At 71.2% G+C, this 24,323-nt stretch carries 17 protein-coding genes; 7 read left to right on the forward strand and 10 right to left on the reverse strand.

The window, feature by feature from the left end; all coding sequences use genetic code 11:
* Window position 1: 1 nt before the first annotated feature.
* Window positions 2-4,381: a serine/threonine-protein kinase gene (locus tag G6O69_RS26615; protein ID WP_172306313.1), complete on the reverse strand. Its 4,380-nt coding sequence runs from the start codon at window positions 4,379-4,381 to the stop codon at window positions 2-4.
* A 177-nt stretch (window positions 4,382-4,558) separates the two neighbouring features.
* Between G6O69_RS26615 and G6O69_RS26620 the strand changes: the two genes are divergently transcribed.
* Genes G6O69_RS26620 through G6O69_RS26630 form a run of 3 tightly spaced genes read left to right on the forward strand, consistent with a single transcriptional unit; the run spans window position 4,559 to window position 8,306 of the window.
* On the forward strand, window positions 4,559-5,647 hold the full coding sequence (locus tag G6O69_RS26620; protein ID WP_217909916.1) for an AAA family ATPase: 1,089 nt from the start codon (window positions 4,559-4,561) through the stop codon (window positions 5,645-5,647).
* The gene (locus tag G6O69_RS26625; protein ID WP_172306315.1) at window positions 5,644-6,315 is read left to right on the forward strand and encodes a DUF4276 family protein; all 672 of its coding nucleotides are present in this window, start codon (window positions 5,644-5,646) and stop codon (window positions 6,313-6,315) included. Before G6O69_RS26620 ends, G6O69_RS26625 begins: the two co-directional genes overlap by 4 nt.
* On the forward strand, window positions 6,312-8,306 hold the full coding sequence (locus G6O69_RS26630) for an ABC-F family ATP-binding cassette domain-containing protein (RefSeq protein WP_172306316.1): 1,995 nt from the start codon (window positions 6,312-6,314) through the stop codon (window positions 8,304-8,306). Before G6O69_RS26625 ends, G6O69_RS26630 begins: the two co-directional genes overlap by 4 nt.
* Window positions 8,307-8,549: 243 nt before the next feature.
* Here G6O69_RS26630 and G6O69_RS26635 read toward each other — a convergent pair whose 3' ends face one another.
* Window positions 8,550-9,053 (reverse strand): hypothetical protein, encoded by a 504-nt coding sequence (locus G6O69_RS26635; RefSeq protein WP_172306317.1) that lies wholly within the window; start codon window positions 9,051-9,053, stop codon window positions 8,550-8,552.
* A gap of 32 nt (window positions 9,054-9,085) precedes the next feature.
* Window positions 9,086-10,108 (reverse strand): hypothetical protein, encoded by a 1,023-nt coding sequence (locus G6O69_RS26640; protein WP_172306318.1) that lies wholly within the window; start codon window positions 10,106-10,108, stop codon window positions 9,086-9,088.
* Window positions 10,109-10,289: 181 nt separating this feature from the next.
* On the opposite strand from G6O69_RS26640, the gene G6O69_RS40615 reads away from it, so the two are divergent.
* A complete protein-coding gene (locus G6O69_RS40615) occupies window positions 10,290-10,415 on the forward strand; it encodes a hypothetical protein (protein ID WP_255215886.1) in 126 nt (41 codons plus the stop codon).
* Window positions 10,416-10,477: 62 nt separating this feature from the next.
* Here the strand turns inward: G6O69_RS40615 and G6O69_RS26645 are convergent, their stop codons facing one another.
* From G6O69_RS26645 to G6O69_RS42370, 5 genes are all read right to left on the reverse strand, one after another.
* Window positions 10,478-11,410, reverse strand: coding sequence for a hypothetical protein (locus G6O69_RS26645; protein WP_172306319.1), 933 nt, complete (start codon window positions 11,408-11,410; stop codon window positions 10,478-10,480).
* A gap of 527 nt (window positions 11,411-11,937) precedes the next feature.
* Window positions 11,938-13,494 carry a trypsin-like serine protease gene (locus G6O69_RS26650; protein WP_172306320.1) on the reverse strand — a complete coding sequence of 519 codons (1,557 nt, stop codon included), beginning with the start codon at window positions 13,492-13,494 and terminating at the stop codon, window positions 11,938-11,940.
* A 149-nt stretch (window positions 13,495-13,643) separates the two neighbouring features.
* Complete coding sequence (locus G6O69_RS26655) at window positions 13,644-14,303, reverse strand: hypothetical protein (RefSeq protein WP_172306321.1); 660 nt, start codon at window positions 14,301-14,303, stop codon at window positions 13,644-13,646.
* The gene (locus G6O69_RS26660; RefSeq protein ID WP_172306322.1) at window positions 14,297-15,724 is read right to left on the reverse strand and encodes a serine/threonine-protein kinase; all 1,428 of its coding nucleotides are present in this window, start codon (window positions 15,722-15,724) and stop codon (window positions 14,297-14,299) included. Before G6O69_RS26660 ends, G6O69_RS26655 begins: the two co-directional genes overlap by 7 nt.
* Window positions 15,721-17,187, reverse strand: a complete 1,467-nt coding sequence (locus G6O69_RS42370; protein ID WP_172306323.1) for an FHA domain-containing protein — start codon at window positions 17,185-17,187, stop codon at window positions 15,721-15,723. Before G6O69_RS42370 ends, G6O69_RS26660 begins: the two co-directional genes overlap by 4 nt.
* A 505-nt stretch (window positions 17,188-17,692) precedes the next feature.
* Between G6O69_RS42370 and G6O69_RS26670 the strand changes: the two genes are divergently transcribed.
* The 3 genes from G6O69_RS26670 (at window position 17,693) to G6O69_RS26680 (ending at window position 22,063) form a co-directional block, all read left to right on the forward strand.
* Window positions 17,693-19,441 carry a hypothetical protein gene (locus G6O69_RS26670; protein WP_172306324.1) on the forward strand — a complete coding sequence of 583 codons (1,749 nt, stop codon included), beginning with the start codon at window positions 17,693-17,695 and terminating at the stop codon, window positions 19,439-19,441.
* Window positions 19,438-20,124, forward strand: a complete 687-nt coding sequence (locus G6O69_RS26675; protein WP_172306325.1) for a hypothetical protein — start codon at window positions 19,438-19,440, stop codon at window positions 20,122-20,124. The genes G6O69_RS26670 and G6O69_RS26675 overlap by 4 nt, the downstream gene beginning before the upstream one ends.
* Window positions 20,125-20,224: 100 nt before the next feature.
* Complete coding sequence (locus G6O69_RS26680) at window positions 20,225-22,063, forward strand: peptidoglycan-binding protein (RefSeq protein WP_172306326.1); 1,839 nt, start codon at window positions 20,225-20,227, stop codon at window positions 22,061-22,063.
* 82 nt (window positions 22,064-22,145) lie between these two features.
* Here the strand turns inward: G6O69_RS26680 and G6O69_RS26685 are convergent, their stop codons facing one another.
* Window positions 22,146-23,072, reverse strand: a complete 927-nt coding sequence (locus tag G6O69_RS26685) for an aldo/keto reductase (protein ID WP_172306327.1) — start codon at window positions 23,070-23,072, stop codon at window positions 22,146-22,148.
* Window positions 23,073-23,123: 51 nt separating this feature from the next.
* Window positions 23,124-24,323: an aldo/keto reductase gene (locus G6O69_RS26690; protein ID WP_172306328.1), complete on the reverse strand. Its 1,200-nt coding sequence runs from the start codon at window positions 24,321-24,323 to the stop codon at window positions 23,124-23,126.

Consider the following 24,323-nt stretch of genomic DNA (forward strand, 5'->3'; position numbering starts at 1 on the left):
ATCATAGCATCCCCCAGCCGCCGTCGGCGAGGATGCGCTGGACGTCGGGGAGCGACTGGTAGCCCTCGCGCAGCTCGTGATCGCGGAGGTCGTCGAGGCGGCTCTGGACCATGGAGGCGGCCTCGGAGAGCAAGGTCCGGGCCTCGGACTCGCTGCCGCGGGCGCGCAGCAGCAGGCCGAGGTGGTGCAGGGAGCGGACGCCGTCGAGGGGGGCCGCGCCGGCGCGGATCAGCCGGACGGCGTCGCGCTCGAGCTCGATGGCGCGCTCGGGGTCGGCCTCGGTGTCGGCGATGGCCGCGAGCACGTGGGCGGCGCGGGCGGTGGCCGAGCGCAGGCCCTCGGCGCGGCCGCGCTCGTAGACGCGGCGGGCGATGCCCTCGGCCTCCTCGATGGCCGCGGGGTCGGGGTGGGCCTCGCCCTGCTCGTCGACGGGGGTGGTGATCAGGATCCTGGCGAGGCGGACCTCGGCGCGCAGCTCGGTGCGGACGTCCCCGCGGCGCGCGGCGACCTTGGCGGCGTCGGTCAGCAGGGCGTGGGCGGCGGAGGGATCGCCGAGGCGCGCGACGACGATCCCCAGGCTGACCATGACCTCGTTGAGCAGCCCCGGGTGGCCGATGGCCTCGTGGAGCTCGAGGGCCTTGCGGAGGTAGCGTTCGGCCCGGCGGTAGAGGCCGATGGCCGTGTAGGCGAGGCCCAAGTTGGCGAGCTTGACCCCGGTGGCGAAGCGGTCGCCGAGATCGCGGTCGATGGACAGCGCGGCCTTGAAGCAGTCGATGGCCTCTTGGTAGCGGGTGCTGCGGCCGGCGACCTCGCCGATGTTGTTGAGGGCCTCGGCCTCGAGGCGGCGGTGGCCGATGCTGCGGGCGAGGTGCAGGGCCTCGCGGAAGGTCTCGCTGGCCTCGGGCAGGCGCCCGGTGCCGAGCTGGACCTGGCCCATGGCCCGCAGCAGGCGGACGCGCTGCTTGATCCCGCGGGTGTCGCTCGAGCAAAAGGCCATGGCGTCGCGGGCGATGGTCTCGGCCTCCTCGAACTGGCCGCGAGCGAACATCAGCTCGCTCTCGAGCTCGCCGAGGATCGCCAGGTAGCGCTCGCTCTCGCGCAGCCCGTGGACCTTGGCCTGGAGCCGCGGGATCAGCCGCGTGGCCCGGTGGGTGCGCCCACACTCGAGGTAGAAGCGCAGCAGCCGGAGCGAGGCCACGACCATCCGCTCGTCGCGCTCGGGCTCCTCGGCGCTCTCGGCCACGGCCAGGAGCTGGCGGATATCGGCGCCCTGGGCCCGGCGGCGGCCCCAGGCCCGGAGGATAGGCTCGCGCTGCAAGAGCACGTCGAAGCGCCGGGGATCGTCGGGCTCGAGGGCGCGCAGGGCCTGGGTCAGGTAGTAGTAGGCCTCGACGTTGCCGGCGACGTTCTCGGCGTGTCGAGCCGCGCGCATGGCCGGGGCGACCGCTTGATCGAAGCGCCCGGCGTGCATCAGGTGATCGGCGATCGGCCCGTCGTCGCGGCCCGGGGTGAAGTCGTGGCGGGCCTGCTTGATCTCGGCGGCGCGGCCGTGGAGCTGGGCGAGGGCGCCCGGGGGCAGCTGGGCCTTGCAGACCTCGTGCAGGCTGACCGTCGAGAAGTGGAGGATCTCGTCGTCGCCCTCGGCGAAGGCCCCGGCGCCCTCGCCCTCGTCGCCGAGGTCGCGCTCGAGCAGGCCGGCCTCGACGAGGCTCGGGAGGTTGCGGGTCACGGGGCGCTCGAGCAGCTCGCCGAGCTCGGCGGCGCGGAAGCTGCGGCCGAGCACGGCGGCGGCCAGCAGGGTCTCGCGCTCGTCGGGGGCGAGCTCGTCGACGCGGGCCTGGAGCGCGCCCTCGATGCTCGGCGGGAGCTCGATCTCGGCCCCGCGCTCGCGGACGACCAGGTGCCGCGCCTGGGCGTTCCAGGCCACGGTGCCGCGGTGCAGGAGCGAGGCGAGGATCTCCTCGATGAAGAGCGGGTGCCCGCCGGTCCGGGCGAGGATCGCCTCGGCGAGCTGGGCGGCCTCGCCGGGGTCCTCGAAGCGGCGCAGGATCATCTCGCGGGCCGCCTCGGGATCGAGCTCGCGGAGATCGATGACGCCCACGCTCTCCTTGGCGGCGAGGGCCTCGGCGCGCGGGCCCGGTCGCGAGGTGGAGACCCCGAGGATCGGCAGCGGGTGGCTGGCCTCGGCCCAGTCGACGATCACCCGCAAGCTGGGCTCGTCGATGAAGTGCATGTTCTCGATGACGATCAGCACCGGCCGGCGCTGGGCCAAGGAGCGGACCAGGCGGCGGATCAGCCGGCCGATGCGCTCGCGGCGTTGCTGGGGATCGAGGTGCTCCGCGCCCGCGCTGCGGCTGCGCTCGCCGTAGTAGAGCCCGAGGGCGGAGACCAGGGCCTCGGCGAGCTCCTCGGCCTCGCGCACGCCGTAGTCGCCGAGCTTGCGGGCGATGGTCTCGACCCGGGTGTCGGACTCGATGCGCAAGAACCGGCGCAGCAGGGTCAAGAACACGCCCAGGGGCTGGTTTCGCGTCGACCACTGGCCGACGCCGCGCAGGACCACGCAGGCGCCCGAGGGCAGCGAGGCGACGAAGCGATCGATGAGCGCGCGCTTGCCCAGGCCGGCGGCGCCGCGGATCAGCAAGCTGCGGCTTCGCGGCCCGCGGATGGCCTCGGCGAAGGCGTCGCGCAGGGTCTTGAGCTCGAGCTCGCGGCCGTAGAGCTGGCGGCGACCCAGGCGGGCCTGCTGGCTGCGCCGCTCGGCCTCGGTCAGCGGGCCGAGGACCGGGGCGACGCGCTGAAAGTCGGCGGCCCAGGGCGAGCCGGCGGCCTCCTCTGGGATCTGCGGATCCAGCCAGCCGGGCTGACCCAGGCGCCAGCTCCGGCGCAGGCGCTCGACGAGCTCGCCGGCGACCATGATCGGCTCCTCGACGGCGTGCTCGGCCACGCGCTCGAGCTGCTCGGCGAGGCCATCGGGGAGCTCGACGAAGAGCTTCCCGTCCTCGCTGCGGACCATGGTCAGGTGGGTGGTCAGCAAGACCAGGCCCAAGGCGGTGCCCGGGGCGTACTCGGCCACGCTCTCGCGCAGGGCGAGGGCGACCCGCAGGGCTCGCTCGGCGTCGTCGCCGGCGCCCAAGGTGGTGCCGAAGACCAGCATCGCGCCGTCGGCGTCGAGGCGGTGGACGTGAGCCTCGCGCTTGAAGGCGAGGTCCTCGACGAGGTCGAGGAGGGGGCGCCTGTCCGCGCGGCCGTGGAGCTCGCGGCCGCTCGTGCCGCCGTCTTCGTCCTGGGCGCAGAAGCAGGCGTGGAGCAGCACGCAGCGGCCGGCGCTGCGCACGGGGCCCACGGGCACGCCGCTGTCGCCGAGCTCGCGGGTCTCGACGAAGGACAGGCGCGACTGCTGGTTGCGCCCCGGGGGCAGGCGGGGGGGCGCCAGCGCGCTGTCCTCCTCGCGGTAGCGGCCCAGGAACTGGCTGAGGACCTCGTCGTCGACCACCGGATCCGCGCGGTGGAGAAACTGGGCCAGGGCCGACTGCATCTCTCGCGCCGACTGCCAGCGCTGATCGAGATCCCGGGCGAGGGCCTTGTCGACGATGTGGGCGAGCTCGTCGGGCAGATCCGGGGCGCGCTCGACGATCGGGGGGATCGGCTCGGCGCGGACCCGGGCGAGGGCCTCGAGGCGATCGCGGGTGCGGAACAGCAGCTCGCCGGTGAGCAGCTCGTAGAGCACCACGCCCAGGGAGTAGATGTCCGAGCGCTGGTCCACGGGTCGACCCATGGACTGCTCCGGGGACATGTAGGCGACCTTGCCCTTGATGGTCTCGACCTCGGGCGGCGCGTGCTCTTTGTCCCAGGCCTTGCGCGTGCGGGCGATGCCGAAGTCGAGGATCTTGACCTGGCCCTCCCAGCTCATCATCAGGTTGTGCGGGCTGACGTCGCGGTGGACGATGCCCAGGGCCGCGCCGTAGTCGTCACACTTGCGGTGGGCGTAGGCCAGCCCCGAGGCGACCTGGTGGCCGACGTAGGCCCCGATCACCGCCGGGAATGCCTCCTCGTCGGCGCGGACCATGTGGAAGAGGCGCATCAGATCGATGCCCTCGATCAGCTCCATGGCCAGGTAGAAGGTCCCGCGGATCTGGCCGAAGTCGAACACCTGGACGATGTTGGCGTGGTTGAGGCTCAAGGCGATCTTGGCCTCGTCCACGAACATCCGGGTGAAGTCGCGATCGTCCGCGAAGTCGGCGCGAATCTTCTTGATGACGACCCACTTGGTCAGCCCCTCGGCCACGCGCACGCTGGCCTGGTAGACCTCGGCCATGCCGCCCTCGCCGATCAGGCGCGTCAGCACGTAGCGCCCAAAGGCGGCGGGGAGGTCGTCGAGCATCCGGGTGCTTTACCACCGGCCGGCGCGGCCGTCATGACGGCGCGGAGGAGGGGGAGGATGGGGTACTGGGAGACGTGGGGGAGGGGGCTTGACGAGGGGCTGGGCTCGGTGCTCGGAAGCGGCCGAGCGGTCGTGACCGAACGCATGTCTTGGTCCCTGCTATTCTCTGTCCCTCACGTGCGCACCCTCGAAAAGCTGACGATCCGCGGGTTCAAGTCGATCCGTGACCAGAGCCTGGCGCTCGGTCCCCTGAACTTGTTCATCGGTGCCAACGGCGCGGGGAAGTCCAACTTGATCGAGGTCTTTCGTTTCCTGCGGGAGATCGTCACGCAGAACCTCCAGCGCTACACGGCGATCAAGGGCGGTCCAGATGCGCTCTTGCACTTTGGGCGCAAGCAGACGCCAGAGCTGCACTTCGAACTCGAATTTGGAGGGGGCTGGCTGACGACGGCCTACGAGGTGGCCCTGATCCCCACGGAGTACAACAAGCTGATCCTCTCGCACGAGTATGTCGAGAAGGAGAGTGGGGGAGGCACCTTCGGAGGCTTTGACGGGATCGGGGCGCCGGAGTCCGTGCTCAAGGGGCACCGCGATGACGAGATCGTTCGCCACATCCTCGCCGACCTCGAGAACTACCGCGTCTACCACTTTCACGACACGAGCAGCTCGGCGCCCATGAAGCAGCTCGGTGATGTGGATGACAACCGTTACTTGCGAGCCCAGGCCGAGAACCTCGCGGCCTACCTGTACTTCCTCCAGCAAAAACACCCCGAACACTTCGCGCTGATCGAGGGCAGCGTCCGCCAGATCGCGCCCTTCTTCGATCGCTTCGCCCTCGCGCCCTCGCGCCTCGACGAGTCGCGGATCCAGCTCGAGTGGAAAGAGCGCGGTCGAGACAACTTCTTCAAGGCCTCCGCGCTCTCGGACGGGACGCTGCGCTTCATTTGCCTGGCGACCTTGCTGCTCCAGCCCGAGCTGCCGGGGCTGGTGATCCTCGACGAGCCCGAGCTCGGCTTGCACCCGGCGGCGATCACCATGCTCGCCGAGATGCTGAGCGCCGCAGCCACGCGGACGCAGGTCGTGGCGGCCACGCAGTCCGTCACGCTCATCGATCAGTTCGAGCCAAAACAGGTCTGGGCGGTCGAGCGCGACGAGAAGGGAGCGAGCCGCTTTCGCTGCCTGGCGAGCGAGGACATGTCGGCCTGGCTCGACGACTACTCCCTCGGCGAGCTGTGGGAGAAGAACCTGCTCGGGGCGCGGCCGTGATCAAGCGTGCGATCTTGTTGGTCGAGGGCCAGACCGAAGAGCGCTTCGTCAAGGATGTGCTCGCGCCGCACTTTTTGTCGCGGGGGCTCTATCTCACGCCGACCTTGCTCGTCACGAAAAAGGTCAAGCGCGGGCCCAACTTCAAGGGCGGCGTCACGACCTTCGCCAAGCTCGAGAACGACATCCGGCGCGTCTTGAAGGGGGCCGGGGACGCGCGGGTGAGCACCATCATCGACTACTACGGCCTGCCCAAGGGGACCCCTGGCCTCAGTACGCTGCCCCAGCGGGCGAGCGCGGGCGAGCGCGTGGAACATGTCGAGGCGGCGCTCGACGACCATATCGGCGATCCTCGCTTCGCGGCCTTCTTGGCCCTGCACGAGTACGAGGCCTGGCTGTTCGCCGATGGCCACTCGCTGCCGGCGATCGTCGGGGCCAGCGAGGGCGACGCGCGAACCTTCGCCGAGCTCGGGGCGAGCTTCGAGACCCCGGAGGACATCGACGACGGCCCGCAGACAGCCCCCTCCAAGCGCATCACCCGGATCTTTCCTGGCTACCGCAAGGTCCTGCACGGACCCATGGTTGCGGGAAAGATCACCCTCGCGCGGATCCGCCAGCGCTGTCCGCACTTTGGCGCTTGGCTCGATGATCTGGAAGGCTACGCCGCATGACGATCCTCAGCGCACGAGGGATCCGCCGGACCTACGGCATCCGCGAGGTGCTCCGCGGCGCGAACATGTCCATCGCCGAGGGCGAGCGCGTGGGCATGGTCGGCAAGAACGGCGGCGGGAAGTCGACCTTGGCGCGGATCCTCGCTGGCGCCGAGCCCCCGGACGAGGGCGAGGTGATCCGGCGCACCGGGCTGCGCGTGGGCTACCTCGCTCAGGAGCCCGAGTTCGAGCCGGGCATGCGGGCCGTCGACGCCGTGCTCGCGGGGTTGAAGGACTGGCAGGCGGCGATCGATCGCCACGCCGAGGTCTCGCGCCGCCTGGGCGAGGGCGCGCAGGGCAAGGCGCAGGCGCGGCTGCTCGACGAGCAGGCCGAGCTCGCGGCGCGGATCGAGCGGCTGGGCGGCTGGGAGCAGCGCCACGAGGCCCTGGCGATGCTCGGCCACCTGGGCGTGGTCGATCCGGACGCGGCGGTCGACACCATGAGCGGCGGCGAGCGGCGGCGCGTGGCCCTGGCCCGGCTGCTGATCGCCAACCCCGAGCTGGCGATCCTCGACGAGCCCACCAACCACCTCGATCTCGAGACCGTGGAGTGGCTCGAGCGTTGGTTGGTCGAGCGCTTCACGGGCGCGCTGCTGCTGGTCACCCACGATCGCTTCTTGCTCGACCGCGTGGCCACGCGCACCCTCGAGGTCGACGAGGGCGAGGTCTACAGCTACGAGGGCGGGTGGAGCCGCTACCTCGAGGCCAAGGCCGAGCGGGAGGCTCACGCCGATCGCGTCGAGGCCAACCGCCGCAACTTCCTGCGCCGCGAGCTCGAGTGGCTGCGCCGCCAGCCCAAGGCCCGGGGGACCAAGCAAAAGGCGCGGACCGAGCGGGCCGAGGCCGCCCGCGACACCCTGGGCCCCAAGCGCGAGCGCGCGGCGACCATCGAGATGGGCCACGTGCGCGAGGGCAAGACGATCCTCGAGGCCGACGATCTCGACGTCTCGATCGGGGAGCGGGCGCTGATCTCCGGGCTGACCCTGCGCCTGAGCAAGGGCGATCGCTTTGGCATCGTCGGGCCCAACGGCTGCGGCAAGACCACGCTGATGCGGGTGCTCTCGGGCGAGCTCGAGCTGGCGGGCGGCGAGCTGCGCGTGGGCAAGCGGACCAAGGTCGCGTTCTTGCGCCAGACCCGGGCCGGCCTCGACGATCAGGCCAGCATCTTCGACAACGTCGGCGGGGGGAGCAGCGTGGTCGAACTCGGGGATCAGAGCCTCGACCTGCGCAGCTACCTCGAGCGCTTCTTGTTCTCGAGCCACGACCAGCGCCGCCTGGTCGGGACGCTCTCGGGGGGCGAGCGCGCCCGGGTGGCCCTGGCCAAGACCCTGCGCGAGGGCGCGAACCTGGTGATCCTCGACGAGCCGACCAACGACCTCGACGTCATGACCCTGACGGCGCTCGAGGGCTCGCTGCTCGAGTACCCCGGGGCGGTGCTCCTGGTCACCCACGACCGCTGGTTCCTCGATCGCGTGGCCACGGCGCTGCTGGTGTTCGAGGGCGGGGCTGGCGACGAGCAGAGCTCGGAGGGCGAGGAGTCCGGCGGCCGTGGCCCCTCGACCATCGTGCGCCACGAGGGCGGCTGGTCCGACTACCTCGAGCGTCGCCAGCAGAGCGCCCGCGAGGAGGCGGCGGCGCAGTCGGCCAGCAAGGCGAGCAAGATCGGCAAGGCGCAGGCGGCGGGGAGCCAAGGCGCGGACGCGGGCCAGGGCGGCGAGGACCCCCGCCCGCGCAAGCTGACCTACGGCGAGCGCCTCGAGCTCGAGGGCCTGCTCGAGCGCGTCGACGAGGCCGAGCAGGTCGTGGCGGCGCTGGACGCCAAGGTCGCGGAGGCGGGGTTTTACGAGCAGCCCGTCGCCGAACAGCAGGCGGTCTTCGCCGAGCTCGAGCAGGCTCGGGCCGACGCCGACGCCCTCGCCGAGCGCTGGGCCGAGCTCGAGGCGCTCGCCTAACGTGCACCGCACACTAGGAGCCCGTGGTGAAACCCAACACGACACCTCGTTTGGTCCTTCCGCCGATGGCGTTGTCGCCAAAACTTGCGGTACGCCCGGTACAGCGGCGTTTTGGCTTCGCGCCCTCGACGAAAACCCCGGCGCGAGGAGCCGCGCTGGGTTCCACCACGGGCTCCTAGGCGCTCGCGCTCCCCCGCGATATCGACGGGGGAGCGCGAGCGTTCGGTGGGGCCCAAGCCGGCCTCACACCCAGCCTTCCACGCGCATGCGCTCGGCGCTGCGCTCGTGGGCGTCGAGGGCCCGGCGCAGGGGCGCGAGGCCCATGAGCGGGTGGGCGAGGCAGTTGTGTACGAGCCAGGCGCGACGATCGGGGATTTCGGGCAGCCCGGAGCAGGTCACGACGGCGCTGAGGTTGAGCCAGTCCGCGCTGCGATCGTGGAGCCAGACCGTGAGCCGGCAGGGCAGGAGGCCGAGCAGCGGGTGGGCCAGGCAGTTGTGCGTCAGCGAGGCGAGGGCGTGGGCCAGCCCGCCGAGCTTCCCGTGGCGCGCACGAAAGAGCGCTCGGCGCTCCTCGAAGCGGGTCGCGGCGTCCTCGCCCGCGAGCTGCTGCCCGCGCGCCTTGGCGTCTCGAGCCCGCTTGCGAGAGGCGGCCTCCGCTTCGGCGAGCATGCGCTTGTGCGCTCGCCAGCGCTTACTCTTCTTGCCCTTGCGCTGCGACGCGCTGGCCGTTGATTTCGTGATCCTCATGGTCTTCCTCGTCCTCTCTCGTGTTCGTGGGTTCAGGCATGGGCCGCGGCCCCGGGTAGGTGAGCGCCGCAGCGTCGAGTGAGCCGGTCGGCGACGCGAGCCGCCTTGGCGACGGTGGTGAGCACGACGGCCTCGCTGGTCAGCGCTCGCCGTCGGCCGTGGCAAGAGTCCATCAGCGGCTTCTTCCAGCGCCCCGCGCCCTCTTGGTGACAGCCGATGTTGAGGAACATCGGCCCTGCACCCTCGTGGACCCGCTCGAGCAGCGCGTCGAAGGTCTTGGTCATGAATCCGGCGCTCGCGTAGTCGGAGATGCCGCCGTTGAGGGGCATCTCGAGGATGCTGCGAGCCCCGCTGTGGACCGCATACGGCTGGGTCATGGGGGTGATCGCCTGGCCGCCCGTGCTGCGCAGGCTGAGCGAATTGGCCCGCTCGGGCGCCGTCATCGGCCTGTCGCCCCATAGATCGACCTGATAGCTAGCGAGCTCGTTTCGGCAGCCCATGGTGTCGCGGAGGTTCCCGCGATGGCCGGGACGAAAGCCGCGCGAGACCATGACTGGAGGCGCCGCCGAGGAGTCGTAGCGAAAGCCGAGCGCGATCAGGGCCGCGTACACGCCGTCGCTGGTCATCGCTCCGCCGCAGCGAAAGCCCCACACGGTAGCGCCGAGCTTGCGCTGGAGCAGCGCGCGTGCGCACGCGATGATCGCCCGCGCGTCGTCTTGGTAGGCGCCGAGGGGCACGCCGTGGCCGGTCCCGTCGCCGTTCCAGTCTGGCTCGGACAAGAAGCGCACGCCGGCGAGCTCGACGAGCGAGCGCCAGCAGTGCACGTGCAGGGCGAGCTCGTCGCCCTTGCTGACGAGCGAGCGGATCGCCTGCGCAGGATCGAGCCTGGACCTGGGACTGAGCCAGTAGGTCGGGCAGATGTAGTGCGTGAAGGGGGCGGGCGCGCCGAGGCTCGCCTGGATCGTGGCGCGGGTCGTCTGGAGGTCGGCGAGATCACGAAAGTGCTCGCCCTCCCAGTCGATGGTGATGGAGACGTAGAGCTTGGAATTGGACACGGTGACACCAAAGGAGCCTGCTTGGAGAACCAAAGAGGGGGATCCCGGGCGTCGACGGAGGCGTCGACGTCCGGGGCTCGATCTGCGCGCGTACGGGTCGCGAGCCTCGAGCGCCCCCTGGGCAGAGCTCAGGGTGTCGGGGAACCACAGGGCGACCAGCCGCTACGCTCGGCCAGCGACGATGTCAGGGCCTTCGCGCATGAAGGCCCGCGTCGCGGCGGAGCGTGGCAGCCGGCGAGCCGGCGATGTGGTCGAGAAGCACATGTCCACGAGCAGGGCGCTGGAGGCCCTGCGAAGGTCGATGTAGCCGATTTTCTTCGAGGGTCAAGCGCGAAGATCAGGCGCGGCCCTCGAGGTGGTGGGGCGCCCTCACGGACAGGGGCACTCGCAGTTCAGCTCGCTGATCGCCGAACAGCTCGAATTGCAGGATAGCGAGCCTCCGCCCAGGTAGCCGTAGTCTTCGCAGGTCAGCCCGTCGAAGTCATTGCCGTCACAGACCTCGCCCGGATCCTTGTCGCCGTCGCCACACTCGTAGCAGGCGCTCGTCGTGAAGGTGCAGCTCGTGGTGCAGCTGAGCCCGCCGCCCTCGTAGCCCAGGCTCAGGCAGGTCTGGCCGTCGAAGTCGAGGCCATCGCACTCCTCGGTGCCCTCGGCGACGCCGTCGCCACACTCGGTGCAGCTGCTGGTGCTGAAGGCCAGGCAATTGGCCGCGCAGGCCAATGTACCGCCGTCGTAGCCCTGGGTCTGGCAGGTCTCGCCGTCGAGGTTGCTGCCGTCACAGACCTCCGAGGCTTCGAGTTGCTGGTTGCCGCAGGTGTAGCAGCTGCCCGTGTCGAGGGTGCAGTCAGCGTTGCACGCCAGCGTCCCCGACCCGTAGCCGAGGGTGCTACAGCTCAGGCCGTTGAGGTCGCTGCCGTCGCAGGCCTCGCCGTCCTCGGCGTCCTCGGCGTCGCCGTTTCCACACTCTGGCGATGGTTCGCTGGTGGTCGAGCTGTCCTCGCTCTCGGAGTCATCATCGGTGGTCGAGCCGCCGTCGGTGGTCGAGCCATCTTCGCTCTCGGCGTCATCATCGGCGGTCGGACCGGCCTCGCTCTCGCTGCCTTCTGTGCTCGAGTCGACGCTGTCCTGCCCCTCGGTCTCTGCCGACGTCTGTCCGTCGGTATCGCCGGTGTTGGCCTCCGTGGCCTCGTCGCTGCCCTGGTCGTCACACAGATCGGGACGTGCCTCGCAAAAGCTGCTCGTCGAGCAGCCCAAGGCGGCCAGGGGAAGCGCGCTGACGAGTAGAGCTACGATCTTCGTCATCGATGCGATGTTGGTCGGAGCTCAACTGTCCGTCAATGAATCCAAGATGATTTTGTGCTGTCTTTGACGCCGAACCCGCCGAGCCCGCAGCGCTCTCGGGATGGCGCGCTAGTGTGCGGCTGGCTGCAAAGGCCCGGCTCATCGAGGATGGAGAGCTGGGCCAGGCGTTGCTGTCCGAAGAGGAATTTTGCCAGGTCCTGGTCGAGGAGGCTCGCGCGTGGGGGAGCGATGGCGAGGAGGTGACGCCCGGCTGGACCGAGGAGAACATCGCTCGGCTTCAGCGTGCGGGGCTGCTCTCCGATGCATTCGGGGACCCCCCAGAGTTAGCGTCAGATGAACATTGCAATGCAATGCAGCATAGGGGTGAAATCATGAGCATTGCCAAAATGTTCACCAAATTGGTCGCTAGCTTGGTGCCGGCGATCTGGCTTCAGTTTGGGGCCCCTGAGCCTTCCCGACCGAGCATGTCCAAGCCCAGACCGCTGGCGATCCGGCGCGAGCCCTCGTGGATGTCGGTCGTTGGCGGCTCAGTCGCGACGCCGACGCAAGACCACGAGCCCCAGGCCGAGCAGCGCCGCCCAGCCGAGATCGCCAGGCCCTCGCTCGCTCGAGCAGCCGCAGCCCGCGTCTTCGTCGAGGCCAGGGTCGTCACCCGTGCCGTCGCTCTCGCCGCCGACCTCATCCCCGCTGCCGCTGTCACTGCCGCTGCCACTGTCACTGCCACTGCCACCATCGCCTTCGGTGCTGCCAGCGCTGTCGCTCTCGCTGCCCTCGGAGCCGGATCCGCTGTCGCTCTCGCTGCTCTCGTCCCCGGTGTCCTCGGGCTCTTCGGGGACCGTGACGTCGCCGATGCCGATGGCCACGGGCGCGGACTCGACGACGTTGCCCCCCCAGTCCTCGGCCACGGCGACCAGGGTGTAGACGCCGGCGGTGGGGAAGGTCTCGCCCTCGAAGCCCCAGGGGTCGACGCCGTCGGTGCTGATCTCGGCGTCGTCGATCTCCAGGCGGACCTCCTTGATAGCGGGGCCGTCGGGGTCCTTGATGGCGTCGACGAGGATGTCGATGCTGCTGCCCTCGGGGAAGATGTCGCCCCAGGCCGGGGAGGTGATCGCCACGCTGGGGGGCAGGTTGTCGTCGAAGTCGGTCCACGCGACGCCGCACAGCGAGTCGTCGCCGCCGGCGGGGGTCCCCGAGCACCAGTTCGCCCACGTCCCGCTGCCTTCGTTGGCCGGGGCCGCGTTGAAGCCGGTGCAGTTGGGCGTGGGTTCCCAGTCCCCGTTGGCGTTGGTGCAGGGGGTGAGGTCGAGGCCGCTGTTCTCCTCGAGCCAGGGGATGGCGCCGTTGAGCAGCGAGTAGGTGCCCGCGCCTCCGCAGGAGCCGGAGACCGTGGACGCGATGCCGGCGGTCCGCCAGGTGCCGTCGGGGAGCTGCACGAACATCGGCCCGCCCGAGTCTCCCGGGCAGATCGAGGCGTTGCCGGCTCCGCCGAGAGCCGCCACGTTTTGGTCGATGTTGACGCCGAGGATCTCCGAGAAGCCCCAGGTCTTGGGGCCCGGATCGTCGGTCAGGGTGTAGCCAAAGCCGACAGCCACTACCTCGGCCCCGAGGTAGAGCGCCGTGGTCTCGCAGGGGCCGTGCAGGGGCGGAGTGATCGGGATGTCGGTGACCGGCTCCGCGAGTCGACAAAAGGCCCAGTCGATCGGCTGATCCGTGGCCGCGGAGTAGTCGGGGTAGACCATGCAAAAGGACACCGGGACCTCTTGGCCGCCGCTGTAGGCGTACTCGGCGAAGCGGATGGTCTTCTCGCCCTGGAGGCAGTGGGCGGCGAAGACCACGAGCTCGGGGTGGATCAGCGTCCCCGAGCACAGCAAGCCGCCGCCAGCGGTCACCGCGACGGTCGTGGGCCAGGCGCACTCGTCGACCAGCTCGCCGTTGGAGATGGCCAGGCCGTCCTTGGGTCCCTCGATCTCCGTGGCCCACTGGGAGTCCTCGGGGCTGCCGGCGCGGGCGATGCTGGGCACGGCCAAGCTGGCGAGGACGAGGGCGAGGGCGGCGTGGCGAGAGGTGGCGGCGGGCGAGGGCACGTCGCCACGATAGACAAAAGGGATATCCGACGCACCACAAAAGCCGCGCGATCCGAGCGGAGGGAACGCGCGGATTCGACCTGCTCGACCTGCTCTACCGCTCGGCCTGGCCTCGGCGCTCGAGCCGTCACCGAGCGCCGAGCGCGTGGCTACTCGAGCGCGTAGATCACGAGGTTGTCGAAGCGCGTGGGTGCCTCCCAATTGTTGAAGGCGAAGTGCTCGTGGCCGTCTCCGAGGAGGGGATCGTCGTCGTCGAATTCGGCGACGAGGCGCCCGTCGATCTCCCAGCGCAGCTCGCCGCCGCGGCGGGTGACGCTGAAGTGATAGCGGCGATCGGCCTCGACCTTGGCGCTGTCCACCGCCACGCGATCGGCCCCGTGCTCGTCGCGGCGGGCGATCACGTCGAGGCTGTTGCTCCACCCGCCAAAGATCACCACGTAGCCAGTGGCGGTGTAGCTGGCGGTCTTGGCGAAGCTGTGTCCGTCGCCGGCGAGCTCGATCTTGATGTCGCCCTCGTCGGTCTCGGCCCAGGCGTCGAACTCGACGCGGACGTCCGCGGGCAGCTCGCGGCGCAGCCAGACTGGGTGGTTGTGGAGCCCGGCGAGGTGCAGGGCCCCGCGCTCGATGGTCACGCCCGCGCCCGTGGTGTTCCAGTCCGGCCCGAGCACGCCGCGATCGAAGTCGTCGGTGAACAGGACCTTGGCGCCCTCGCTGCTGGTGCTGTAGGTCCGCGGGACCTCTTCGCAGCCGCTGGGCGCGAGCAGGGCGAGCAGCGTCATCAGGGGCAGGGCGGGGCGAGAGGTCACCATTGGCGGCGCTTTGGATCGGGGTCGAGCAAGGCCGCGATGCGCTCGCGCCAGCTGGGATCGAGCTCGGGGGGGAGCAGGTCGTCGAAGAGCGCGCGGGGATCGAAGCCGGCGTCGAGGCGGTCGAAGGCCCGGGGCAGGGGCTTGGGGGCGATCGCCAGCTCGAGCAGGACGACGCCGGCGGCGTAGAGGTCCGTGGGCGGCTGGGCGTCGGCGCCGGCTTTGATCTCGGGGGCGAGGTAGCGCAAGGTGCCGGCCCGGGGGCCCTGGCGATCGCGGGAGGTGTCGATGGCCAGGCCGAAGTCGGCGAGGGCGACGGGCGAGCCGGTCCACGCCTCGCGGACCAGGATGTTGGCTGGCTTGACGTCGCGGTGCACGGCCCCGGCGGCGTGCACCGCCCGCAGGGCCAGGCGCAGCTGCGTGGCCACGGACTCGAGGTTGGCCCGGGTCAGCAGGCGGCGGCGCATGGCCAGGCGCAGGTTGCCGCCGCGGCACAGCTCGAGGGCGACGAAGCGGTGGCGCGGCTGGACGTCGAGGAGCGCGACCACGTGGGGGCTGCGGACCTTGGCCAGGGTCTCGGCCTCGGCGAAGAAGCGGGCCTCGACCAGGCGGGCGGGCACGCCGTCGTTGCGGGCCTCGTCGCCGAGCAGGCGCTTGAGGGCCACGGAGCGCCCGACCCGGCGATCGTAGGCCTCGTAGACCACGGCGTGGCGGCCACGGCCGAGGGGGCGGCCGAGCTCGTAGCGCTCGAGGCCCACGCCGCCGGCGAGCTCGAGCTCCTCGAGGCCGTCGAGCAGCGAGAGGCCGCGGCTGCGGTGCTCGGTGGACAGCCCGCGGCGCTCGAGCTCGCGGACGCTGTCGGACCAGCCGCGCAGCGCCCGGGGGTGGTCGACGTCGACCGCGAGCACGGCCTCGAAGTGGCGCAGGGCGTCGTGGATCGCTCCGCTCTCGGCGAAGTGCTCGGCGAGCATGAGGTTGGTCGAGATCTCGAGGGCCTGACGCTGGGCCTGGTCCGCGAGGGCGAGGGGATCGGGCTCGCTCGCGCTGGGCTGGACGAGGATGGCCCGGGCGATGGCGACGCCGAGCTCGGGCGCGAGGGCGTCGAGGAGCTCGCTGGCGAGGCGCAGGGCGAGGTCCAGGCGGGGCCGCCCAGCGAGGTGCCCAGCGAGGGCGACCACCGCTCCGCGCAGGTAACCGGCGTGGCTCAGCGCGCGCATGCGTCGGTCGACCTCCGGCAGCGGGGCGCCGTCGGCCAGGGCGTGGTCGAAGGCCGCCAGCTCGGGGAGCTCGTCGGGGGTGGCCGCGCCCTCGCCGAATTCACGGAGGATCGCCGCGAGGGCGTCTCGCAGGGGGGTGCTCGCGCCCGCGCTGGTGTCTGCGTCGGCGGCGGGCAGGACCCCGGGGAGGGCGAGCTCCTCGCTCACGACCAGACCTCGAGGATCTCGAGCTCGACCCCAGCTCCCATCCCCCGACCCTCGACGCGCAGGCGATCGCCAACGAGCAGCTCGACGCTGACGCCGGCGCCCACGGGGGTGTGATCGAGGGTGATCTGGATCTCGGGAGAGGCGGTGAGCACGACGTGGTCCTCGGCGAAGCGCAGGCTCAGCGGCAGGCGGCGCTCGGGGTGCAGCCACAGCGGGCCGCCGTGGGGGGCGAAGAGCGTCCACGCCCGCTCGAGGCCCTCGCTGGGCTCACCCGAGAAGCGCGCGTCTCGAACCAGGGCGCTGGGGTGCGCGGGGTCGGGGAGGGTCCACAGCTCGAAGCTCGCGGCGATGCCCAGGCCGAGCTCGGCGAAGAGCGGCTCGTCGCCGTAGGGATGGAGCGGCCACGGCTCGCCGGGCGCGAGGGCCTGACCATCGATGAAGGTGCCGGCGCGCGAGGCCAGGTCGCGCAGGACGAGGACGCTGTCTTCGTCGGGCTGCGGGCGCTGGGGGAGGAGCTCCGCGTGGGTGCGCGAGAGCGCTGCGCCGCGGGCCGGCAGCTCGCACTCGGGTCCCCGCCCCAGGCGCAGGCGCTCGCGCCCGAAGATCCGCAGCGCCGTGGGTGCGCCGTGGCGCTCGCTGGGCTCGAGCTCGCGGGCGAGCAGGCCGAGGGCGCGGCCGCGGAGCAGCCTGCGCTCGATGTCGTGGCGCGCGGCGACGAGGGCCGTCGAGCTCACCTCGCCGACACCAGAGGTGCCCTCGTCGAGCCCCGAGGGCGCCTGGCCGGGTCGGGCCGCGTGGGGATCTCGGGTGTGCTCGAGCAGCAGCGTGTAGGCGAGCTGGCGCTGGCCCGTGCGCATCGCCGCCTCGATCTCGAGCTCCACGGCGCGCTGGCTGCGCTGGACCCGAGCCTGGACCTCGAGGCTGGCGTGGACGCGCTCGAGGCCGTCGATGTCGCCGGCCTCCGTGTAGGCCTCGAGGGCGCGCTGGCGCATGCCGAGCTCCTCGAAGATCCGCCCGCCGAGCTCGCCGCGCTCGCCCTGGTGGAGGGCCTCGGCGGCCTCGAGCAGCAGCGCGCGCCGCCTCGCCCCGGGCTCGAGGTCGGCGGCGGCCTCGAGCAGGGCCTCACCCAGGGCTCGGTGGAGGGCGCGACCTTGCTCGCTGTTCGCGGGGTTGCGGACGCAGCCCTCGCGGAGCACGGCCAGACGCTGGCGACGGTCGCGGAGGGTGTCGGCGTGCTCGAGGCGCAAGCTGGCCGCCTGGGCGTGCTCGCCGACGTACTCGAACATGCGCGCGGCCTCCTGGAGCTCGCCGGCCTCCTCGAGGGCCAGGGCCGCGCGCAGCTGGGCGCGCTCGCTGCCAGTCCCCCGGCGAGGCACGGGCAAGCGGGGCATCTCTTCGAACCCGAGCTCGAGGTCCTCCTCGTCCCGCTCGACGTCTGGCCTGCGCCCGTCCGCTCCCGACACGGCGGGCAGTATAGGCGCGCGGGCTCGGGGTCGTCACCGGAGTCCTGGTCGCGGGGGCGGATTCTGCCTTGCGCGGGCTCCGCTGCTCCCTGCTCGGGGAGTGGGCACCTGGCCGGAAGATGGTGCGCCGTGGCATCATGGCCGGCTGCGCCGCGCGCTTGGGGGAGGCGGGGGCCAGGCGGGTGGCGAGGCGGCACCCTCGGGCGGAGGTCGAGGGTGTCCGCGGTGGGCGTGGGTCTCGACGCCGAGAGGGAGCCGCGGGGCTTGGTGTTTTCATTACTCATACTTTTTAAGTGTAAGTATTGATATTCGTTATTGGTTGCATGATTGTCGTCGCCGGCCAGCCGGCCCGTGAATGCCCACCTCCGCCCAGATACCGGGGGGGCGCGTGCGCTGTAGGATCCTACAGCTTGTTCTCGAGGTGCGCCTTTTCTAGGGTTCCCGCGTGCGCCGCACTGCGCCAATTCCCATATTCGTCGCAATGTGTTCGAGCGCCTGCCCGAGCATGGACGACGAGATCGTGGTCGTCGACAGCGGCGCCGGCGAGGGCAGCGCGGACGAGGCCGGGGCAGACGAGGGCCAGGGCGAGGAGGTCCCGCCCCTGGAGGCCGCGCAGTCGCCCCAGCGCTACTTCATGGGCGAGACCCTGCACTTCGACGGCGGGGAGGGCTGCAACAACGCCAAGCTCAACGTCGTCACCAAGACCCTGGCCGCCGAGCTCGACGAGGCCGGCTGGTCGGGCGAGCGCTGGGTCGACGAAGACTCCTGGCCCGAGGACTTCGCCGACAGCGAGCTGCTGATCGACTTCGGCCTCGACGAGCTGCTCTCCGACGCCGCGACCCTGGCCGTCTACGCGGGCCACGGCAACGCGGGCAGCTGGCAGTGGGGCACGCCCTCGCCCTCGGGCACCTGCTCGCTCTCGCTGAACACCTCCATGCGCATGGGCAGCATGGCGGGCGACCAGGCCACGGTGCTGATGTCGCTGACCAGCTGCACCGGCCGCGCCGACACGGTCTGGGCGGGGTTGGGCCAGACCAGCCGCGTGCGCCAGATCCTCGCCTACCACAACTCGCCGATCATCACGCGCAACCAAGCGCGGGACTTCTTGCGCGCGAGCCAGAGCCTCAGCGACCGCGCGGCCTGGCTGACGGTCATGGCCAACCGCGTCGGCGTGGGCCACAACTCGCCTTCGATCTTCACCTTGGGCCTCACGCCGGACGACGCGCTGGCTTACCACGCCTCCGCGCGCCTGCACGGCCTGGTCGGCTTGTCGGCCCCGCCGGAGAGCTCCGAGGGCTTCGCCCTGAGCTACCTCGACTATGGCTGCGGGCCGTGTGGCTGCGACGACCAGGCCCCGGTCTGGCTGTCGCCCAAGGCCGCCTCGGCCAAGGTCGGCGAGCAGGCCGGCACGCTGCCGAACACCTTCGCGCGCCTGTCGATCGCCGCGCCCGCGCGCACGCCCCAGGCCCTGGCCGAGCGAGCCGGCGCCGTGGCGGCGCTCCTCGGCCTGAGCGTGGACGCCACGCAGCTGCTGACCTGGGCCGAGCAGGCCGTGGCGCGCGGCGAGTTTCATGGCTTGGGGCTCACGAGCGAAGAGGGCGAGGCCGCGGCCTTGTTTTATGCGGCCGAGGACGACGCGCTCCTCGCCGTGGTCGAGCGCGCCATCGCCAGCGCGCCCGAGCAGGACGCGCTGCCGGACTCGCAAGCGCGGCAGCAGGCCGCCGAGCGCTTCGCCGCGCTCCTCGGCGAGCTCGAGAGCCGGGGCCTGAGCGCGACCCTCGACAGCCAGGAGCCCGAGGTCGGGGCGCTGCGGACGATCGCCGGGGCCGTCGGTGTCGCCGGCGAGATCAGCTTCGAGCACACCCAGGGCTGGCGCTTTGGCGCGCACGCGAGCCGCGGGGGGATCCCCATCCTCGACGCGGGGGTCAGCGCGCTCATCGGTCGCGACGGGCGGCCCGAGGTGATCCAGCTCTTCGACGTCGAGACCACCGTGGCCGAGCACGCGAGCGTGTTCGTGGACGGGCCGGACCTATCCGAGCGCTGGCTCGACGCCGTGAACGATGCGGCCGAGTCCGAGCCGGACTGGGTGTTCATCGACTCGGTGCGCTGGGCCTATCTTCGTGACGCGTCCGAGGGCGCCGTCACGGTCGAGCCGAGGCTCATCGTCAGCCAGGTCCTCGGTTACGATGGCCCGCAAGGGGTGGTGCCGAGCCGCCAGCTCGTCGTGGCCCTCTCGCCCCAAGGAACGCCATGAGCAAGCCAAACGAGCACGCCGCCCTCGCCCTCGCCATGACGCTCCTCGCCAGCGTCAGCGTCAGCATCGGGGCCTGCAACAGCGAAGAAGACCGCTGCGTGGAGACGCGCACGGCCGTCGCCTTCGACGAGGCAGCGTCCTGGGGGAAGACGCCGCAGGAGAGCGTGGGCCACGTCTCGGGCGAGCGCGTCGGGGTGCTGTACTACGAGGGCGCCGGCGCCACGGGGAGCATCGAGCCGAGCGCGGGGGAGGTCGGGTTCAGCCTGACCACGACCCTCGACGAGAGCTCGGTGACCGCCGTCGAAAGCGAGAACGTCGGCGACGGCCGGCTCTTTTGTCAGTCGCGGGTCGAGATGCTGGCAACGGTCACGCTGACCAGCGACGACGGGGCGCTCCAGGAGACCCTCGAGGTCGAGCTCGAGGCGCCCGTGGGGGTGCTCGGCAACGAGGTCGTGGCCACGGTGGCGCTCGACGAGCACACCTTCGAGGGCAGCCTCGACTGGGCGCCCGCGGACGGCTCGGGCTCGCTCTTGCTGACCTTGTGGTGGTTCCAGGACGCCACGCTCAGCGCCCGCGGCTGGCTGGTCTGGGGCGACGCCGCGGAGATCGAGGTCAGCGGCGGCGAGGTCACCGGCGCCGGCGTGGCGCGGGTCCTGGCCAGCTTCGAGGCGACCGCGCCCTGAGCGGGGCGCTTCGGCGCGCCGATCCTCAGCGCACACTGGCAGGGCTGGCCCACGCAGTGTGCAGGCGCCGACGGAATGGTTGACCAGGGTGAGGCGGGCTGTGAGCCTCTTCGCCATGGTCGATGATCTTCGCCTTCGCCGGCTCGCAATCCCCGCCCTGGCTGCGTTGCTCCCCCTGGGCTGCTACGGCGGAGCCGAAGGCGGCGACGAGGCCGACGCCGTGGGGGAGGAGAGCGGTGAAGACGGCTCGAGCGAGGACGCTGGGACGAGCGGGAGCGACTCGGCCGGCCCCGACACCGAGTCCGAGGGCGAAGACAGCGAAGATAGCTCCAGTGATGACGGCGGGACCGGGACCGGGACTGACGCCGGCGAGAGCGAAGGCAGCGACACCGACGAGCCGCAGCCTTGCACCGGGCCGTCCGCGGCGCCCGCGGACAGCTGGAGCTCGGCGATCGTCTACCCCGACGCCGACGGCTACCTCGTCTACGAGAGCGACGCCGAGGGCAACCGCGTCCCCGACTTCAGCGCGGCCGGCTACCACCGCGGCGAGCTCGAGCTGCCCACGCTCCCCGTGGTTCTCGAGCTCGGGCCCAGCGGCGCAGACGACACGGAGGCGATCCAGGCGGCCATCGACACCGTCGCCGCCATGCCCCTCGACGGCGACGGCCACCGCGGCGCCATCTTGCTGGCTCCCGGCGAGTACACAATCTCCGGGACCGTGAACCTCGACGCCAGCGGCGTGGTCCTGCGCGGCTCGGGGCGCGGCGAGGATCCGGACGAGGACACGATCTTGCGGGCCGTGGGCGACACCCCGCACCAGCGCGACGTGCTCGTGGTCGGCAGCGGCAACCACGATCGCTGGACGCCCGAGATCGAGGGCACGCGCAGCGATGTGACCACCGAGCTCGTCGCGGTCGGCGACTTCGAGCTCGAGGTCGCCGAGCCCGAGCACTTCGCCGTGGGCGATCACGTCGTCTTGGTCCACCCCTGCACCGACGCCTGGCTGGCGGCCATCGACTACGGCGGGACCGAGGACGAGGACCCCTGGGCCGAGGACTCGCACCCGCTGGTCTTCGTCCGCGAGATCATGGCCATCGACGGCGCCACGCTGCGCTTCGACGCCCCGGTCTTCAACGCGCTGGATCGCGGCTTGTCCCAGTCCTACGTCTACGTCGCGGATCGCAGCGAGCTGGTCACCGAGGTCGGGGTCGAGTCCCTGCGCATCGACGTCGAGACCGCCGGTGGCGAGGACGAGGACCACGCCTGGAACGCCCTGGTCCTGCGCGGGGTCGAGGATGCCTGGGTCGAGGAGGTCGCGGTCCTCCACTTTGGTCTGGGCGGCGTGCAGATCGAGACCGGGGCGCGGATCACCGTGGCCGACGTGCTCGCCCTCGATCCCGTCGCTCAGGTCACCGGCGGGCGCATGTACAACTTCAACGCCAGCGGCGCCCAGCAGGTGCTGGTGCGCGACTGCGTCGCCCGCGGGGGACGTCACCACTACGTGTCCAACGGGACCAGCTGGACGTCGGGGATCGTGTTCTTGCGCTCGACCTCCATCGGTGCCAACGCGTCGAGCGAGGGCCACCGGCGGTGGAGCATGGGCCTGCTCTACGACAACATCGTCGAGCAAGAGCCCGCCGAGGACGGGAAGATCCTGCTGGGCCTCTACAGCCGCGGCAACTACGGGACCAGCCACGGCTGGTCGGCGGCGCACTCCGTGGCCTGGAACTACGACCTGGGCGCGGGCCTGGGGATCATTCAAAAGCCACCGACGGCGCAAAACTACGCCATCGGTGGCGCGGGGTCCTTTGCTGGCGAGAAGCCGCCAGCGCCCTTCGACCAGCCCGAGGGCTACATCGAGGGCAGCGACACGCCGGGGCTCTTCCCCGAGTCGCTCTACGAGCACCAGCTCGTCGAGCGGCTGTGTCCTGCCGAGTAGGCCCTCGGCGGCCAGGAGCGGGGCGGCGGCCAGCTCGGCGGGCGCGTCGGCGGGCTGGCCAGGTGCTGTTTCCGAGTCCGCATCAGCCTGCGAGGATCTCGTCGACGGCGGCGAGCTCTTCGTCGCTCAGCGCCCAGCCTGCAGCCGCCACGTTGCCGCGGATCTGCTCGGGCTTGGTCGCGCCAGCGATCACCGAGGCGACGCCCTCGTGGGCGAGCAGCCAGGAGAAGGCGAGCTCGAGGATGGTGTGCCCGCGCTGCTCGCAAAAGGCGATCAGCGCCTCGACGGTGTCGAGGTTCTGATCGGTCAGCAGCGCGTCGCCCATGCCCGCGAACTTGCTGTCCTTGCCGGCGTTGAGCCGCGAGCCCTCGGGGGTGCTGCCCTTGCGGTACTTGCCGGTGAGCAGCCCGCTCTTGAGCGGGAAGTAGGGCACCAGGGCCACGCCGAGCTCGTTGGCGGCCGCGAGCACGCCGTCGCGCTCGGGCGCGCGCTCGAGCAGGCTGAACTCGTTTTGCACGGCCGCGAAGTGCTTGCTGGTGCCGACCTTGGCGGCCTCGTGGAGCTGCGCGGCCGAGAAGTTCGAGCACGCGACCTCGCGGACCTTGCCGGCCTCGACCAGGCGGGAGAGCGCGCCCAGGGTGTCGGCGATCGGCGTGGCCGAGTCGGGCTGGTGCAGGTAGTAGAGGTCGATGTAGTCGGTGCCGAGGCGCTGGAGGCTGGCCTCGCACTCCTGGCGCACGTAGTCGGGGGCGCCGCCGCCCTTTTCCTTGCCCATGCCGACCTTGGTCGCGATCAGGATCTTCTCGCGGCGCGAGCCCAGGGCCTTGGCGAGCATGACCTCGCTTCGTCCTTCGCCGTAGACGTCGGCGGTGTCGAACATGGTGATGCCGGCCGCGATCGCCGCGTCGACGACCTTTTGGGTCTGGGCCTGATCGATGTGCCAGCCGAAGTTGTTGCAGCCAAGGCCGACGGCCGAGGCCTCAAGAGAGCCAATTTGGTGGGTTTTCATGGTGTTGTCCTCTGATTTCGTGGGGGAGGAAAAGGTGGAGAAAAGGTGGCGTCAGAGCGTGGGGATCGCGGCCTCTGGGTGGATGAGGCCCTCGACTCGCAGCTGGTCCCAAAATGCCGGGGGGATCCGCGCTTCCATGGAGCCGCGGTCGGCCCGGGCCTGCTCGGCGTCGCGGGCTCCGGGGATGGTCGCGACGACGACGTCGGGGGCGGTGGTGAACTGCAAGGCGGCGGTGCGCAGATCCACGCCGTGCTCGGCGGCGACGCTGCGCAGCTGCTCGCGCTTTTTGAGGTGCTCGGGGGGCAGGGCCTCGCCGTAGTGCCAGCGCTCGGCGCCCGCGAGGAAGCCGGCGTTGAGCGGCGCGCCGACGATCACCCCGACCTGCTTTTCTCGACACACCGGGAAGAGCTTGGTCAGCGCGTCCTCGTGCTCGATCAGCGAGTAGCGCGTGGCCTGGAGGATCACGTCGGGGTCGGCGGCCTCGAGGGCCGCGAGCGCCGGCTCGATGTCGTTGACGCCCATGCCCCAGCCGCGGATGTAGCCGTCGTCGCGCAGGCGCGAGAGCTCAGGCATGGCGCCCTCGATGGCGATCTGAAGCTGCGCCTCCCAGTCCTCGAAGTCCGTGTTGCTCGGGGCGAGGTCGTGGATCAGCACGATGTCGATCTTGGGCACGCCGAGGCGCTGGAGGCTGTCCTCGAGGGAGCGGCGCACGCCCTCGGCGCTGTAGTCGTAGCGGTAGCCGAAGTGATTCTTGTTCGCCCAGATGCCGATCTGGCCGGCGCTCTCGTCGGGGTAGAGCACGCGCCCGACCTTGGTCGAGAGCAGGTACTCGTCGGGATCCTTGTCGTCGAGGAACTGGCCGAGGCGGCGCTCGCTGAGCCCGAGGCCGTACCAGGGCGAGGTGTCGAAGTAGCGCACGCCAGCGTCCCACGCGCTCTGGAGCATGGTGTAGGCCTGCTCGTCGGAGGTCTCGAAGAACACACTGCCGAGCTGGGTGCCGCCGACGCCGAACTTCCTGGCGGGGAAGGCCAGCGGCTGCTTGCCAGCCTTGCCGATCGCCAGCGGCCGCGGGCTCGCGCTCGTCGCCGCCGGGGTTGTGGTGGGGGCGGCGGCCTCGGGCGTCGCGGTGGCTGCCGCTGTCGCCTTGTTGCAGGCGACGAGGGGGAGGGAGGCGAGGGCGGAGGCGCCCGCGCCGAGCAATGCCCGACGCGTCGGCCCCGAGCGCGGCCGCAGGGGAGTCTTTTCAGTCAT

Source organism: Pseudenhygromyxa sp. WMMC2535, from assembly GCF_011083025.2.

What these genes read in the sequence shown, in the direction of transcription:
- G6O69_RS40615 (WP_255215886.1), top strand. Translation starts at nt 10,290, where the DNA reads ATGTCAGGGCCTTCGCGCATGAAGGCCCGCGTCGCGGCGGAGCGTGGC.
- G6O69_RS26645 (WP_172306319.1), bottom strand. Translation starts at nt 11,410, where the DNA reads ATGACGAAGATCGTAGCTCTACTCGTCAGCGCGCTTCCCCTGGCCGCC.
- G6O69_RS26635 (WP_172306317.1), bottom strand. Translation starts at nt 9,053, where the DNA reads ATGAGGATCACGAAATCAACGGCCAGCGCGTCGCAGCGCAAGGGCAAG.
- G6O69_RS26670 (WP_172306324.1), top strand. Translation starts at nt 17,693, where the DNA reads ATGGACGACGAGATCGTGGTCGTCGACAGCGGCGCCGGCGAGGGCAGC.
- G6O69_RS26690 (WP_172306328.1), bottom strand. Translation starts at nt 24,323, where the DNA reads ATGACTGAAAAGACTCCCCTGCGGCCGCGCTCGGGGCCGACGCGTCGG.
- G6O69_RS26685 (WP_172306327.1), bottom strand. Translation starts at nt 23,072, where the DNA reads ATGAAAACCCACCAAATTGGCTCTCTTGAGGCCTCGGCCGTCGGCCTT.
- G6O69_RS26655 (WP_172306321.1), bottom strand. Translation starts at nt 14,303, where the DNA reads ATGGTGACCTCTCGCCCCGCCCTGCCCCTGATGACGCTGCTCGCCCTG.
- G6O69_RS26675 (WP_172306325.1), top strand. Translation starts at nt 19,438, where the DNA reads ATGAGCAAGCCAAACGAGCACGCCGCCCTCGCCCTCGCCATGACGCTC.
- G6O69_RS26615 (WP_172306313.1), bottom strand. Translation starts at nt 4,381, where the DNA reads ATGCTCGACGACCTCCCCGCCGCCTTTGGGCGCTACGTGCTGACGCGC.
- G6O69_RS26630 (WP_172306316.1), top strand. Translation starts at nt 6,312, where the DNA reads ATGACGATCCTCAGCGCACGAGGGATCCGCCGGACCTACGGCATCCGC.